General features: G+C 51.8%; 2 rRNA genes (1 of these 2 running past the window's edge). Both read left to right on the forward strand.

The window, feature by feature from the left end:
- Positions 1–2,688, forward strand: a 23S ribosomal RNA gene (locus ACYX4K_RS17300) (it extends 194 nt beyond the left edge of the window).
- 226 nt (positions 2,689–2,914) lie between these two features.
- Positions 2,915–3,028: ribosomal RNA gene (rrf, locus tag ACYX4K_RS17305) — 5S ribosomal RNA — on the forward strand.

Below are 3,028 nucleotides of genomic sequence, written 5' to 3' on the forward strand. Positions count from 1 at the left end.
CATCTAAGTACCCGGAGGAAAAGAAATCAACCGAGATTCCCTGAGTAGCGGCGAGCGAAAGGGGATTAGCCCTTAAGGTCTTTATGTCTTAGTGGAAGGATCTGGAAAGTTCCGCGATACAGGGTGATAGCCCCGTACACGAAAAGGCACATTGATTGAAATCGAGTAGGTCGGGACACGTGTTATCTTGACTGAACATGGGGGGACCATCCTCCAAGGCTAAATACTCCCAGCTGACCGATAGTGAACCAGTACCGTGAGGGAAAGGCGAAAAGAACCCCGGAGAGGGGAGTGAAATAGAACCTGAAACCGTATACGTACAAGCAGTAGGAGCCCTTCGGGGTGACTGCGTACCTTTTGTATAATGGGTCAGCGACTTATTGTCTGTAGCAAGGTTAACCGCATAGGGGAGCCGTAGAGAAATCGAGTCTTAATAGGGCGTTCAGTTGCAGGCAATAGACCCGAAACCCGGCGATCTATCCATGGGCAGGTTGAAGATTGAGTAACATCAATTGGAGGACCGAACTCACTAATGTTGAAAAATTAGGAGATGACCTGTGGATCGGAGTGAAAGGCTAATCAAGCCGGGAGATAGCTGGTTCTCCTCGAAAGCTATTTAGGTAGCGCCTCGCGTCTCACCCACGGGGGTAGAGCACTGTTTGGGCTAGGGGGTCATCCCGACTTACCAACCCCATGCAAACTCCGAATACCGTGGAGTGCAATCGCGGGAGACACACGGCGGGTGCTAACGTCCGTCGTGAAAAGGGAAACAACCCAGACCGCCAGCTAAGGTCCCAAATATCAGTTAAGTGGGAAACGATGTGGGAAGGCCCAGACAGCTAGGAGGTTGGCTTAGAAGCAGCCATCCTTTAAAGAAAGCGTAATAGCTCACTAGTCGAGTCGGCCCGCGCGGAAGATATACCGGGGCTCAAACTGATAACCGAAGCTGCGGATGCTCTTTGAGCATGGTAGAGGAGCGTTGTGTAAGCCGCTGAAGGTGAACTGTGAGGTTTGCTGGAGGTATCACAAGTGCGAATGCTGACATGAGTAACGACAAGGGGGGTGAAAAACCTCCCCGCCGGAAGACCAAGGGTTCCTGTCCAACGCTAATCGGGACAGGGTTAGTCGGCCCCTAAGGCGAGGGCGAAAGCCGTAGTCGATGGGAAACAGGTTAATATTCCTGTACTTGCAATTGCTGCGATGGAGTGACGGAGAAGGCTAGGCCAGCATGGCGATTGGTTGTCCATGTTTAAGGTTGTAGGCTGGGGACTTAGGCAAATCCGGGTCCCTAAGGCTGAGAATTGATGACGAAGCTTACCTCGGTAAGTGAAGTGGTTGATGCCCTGCTTCCAGGAAAAACTTCTAAGCTTCAGGCAATTGCGAACCGTACTCTAAACCGACACAGGTGGTCAGGTAGAGAATACCAAGGCGCTTGAGAGAACTCTGGTGAAGGAACTAGGCAAAATGGTACCGTAACTTCGGGAGAAGGTACGCCGGTTTTGGTGATGGGACTTGCTCCCTAAGCTGAGGCCGGTCGAAGTGACCAGGTGGCTGCGACTGTTTATTAAAAACATAGCACTCTGCAAACACGTAAGTGGACGTATAGGGTGTGACGCCTGCCCGGTGCCGGAAGGTTAATTGATGGGGTTAGCTTATGCGAAGCTCTTGATCGAAGCCCCGGTAAACGGCGGCCGTAACTATAACGGTCCTAAGGTAGCGAAATTCCTTGTCGGGTAAGTTCCGACCTGCACGAATGGCGTAACGATGGCCACGCTGTCTCCACCAGAGACTCAGTGAAATTGAAATCGCTGTTAAGATGCAGTGTACCCGCGGCTAGACGGAAAGACCCCGTGAACCTTTACTACAGCTTTGCACTGAACTTTGAGCCTATTTGTGTAGGATAGGTGGGAGGCTTTGAAACTGTGACGCCAGTTGCAGTGGAGCCATCCTTGAAATACCACCCTGGTATGTTTGAGGTTCTAACTCTGGTCCGTTATCCGGATCGAGGACAGTGTATGGTGGGTAGTTTGACTGGGGCGGTCTCCTCCCAAAGAGTAACGGAGGAGTACGAAGGTGCACTCAGCATGGTCGGAAATCATGCAATGAGCATAATGGTATAAGTGCGCTTGACTGCGAGTCAGACATGACGAGCAGGTACGAAAGTAGGTCATAGTGATCCGGTGGTTCTGTATGGAAGGGCCATCGCTCAACGGATAAAAGGTACTCCGGGGATAACAGGCTGATACCGCCCAAGAGTTCACATCGACGGCGGTGTTTGGCACCTCGATGTCGGCTCATCACATCCTGGGGCTGAAGCCGGTCCCAAGGGTATGGCTGTTCGCCATTTAAAGTGGTACGCGAGCTGGGTTTAGAACGTCGTGAGACAGTTCGGTCCCTATCTGCCGTGGGCGTTGGAGATTTGAGAAGAGTTGCTCCTAGTACGAGAGGACCGGAGTGAACGAACCTCTGGTGTTCGGGTTGTCACGCCAGTGGCATTGCCCGGTAGCTATGTTCGGACGGGATAACCGCTGAAAGCATCTAAGCGGGAAGCCTCCTTCAAGATGAGATCTCCCTGACTCCTTGAGAGTCCTGAAGGGCCGTGGAAGACTACCACGTTGATAGGCTGGGTGTGGAAGCGTTGTGAGGCGTTGAGCTAACCAGTACTAATTGCCCGTGCGGCTTGACCATACAACAGAGATGGTTACTAACGAACGGATTGTGTTCGATCGAGAGACGCGCAAAGCTCGAAACGTTTAAAGCGTAGAGAGTATCGACTTGCGGTGTATTACTACAGAATGTTTTACCGACTTATTTGGGGTTATCGCCGATTGGGAAGCTGATCGAGGCAAACAGCGATAACAGGCAGCGCAGGACTAGAAAAGTCCATAAGACCAAGCCAACCCAAGCCAGTTTGCCTGACGACAATAGAGTTGTGGAACCACCTGATCCCTTGCCGAACTCAGAAGTGAAACGCAACATCGCCGATGGTAGTGTGGGGATTCCCCATGTGAGAGTAGGTCATCGTCAG

Source organism: Microbulbifer sp. ABF4_107, assembly GCF_056312215.1.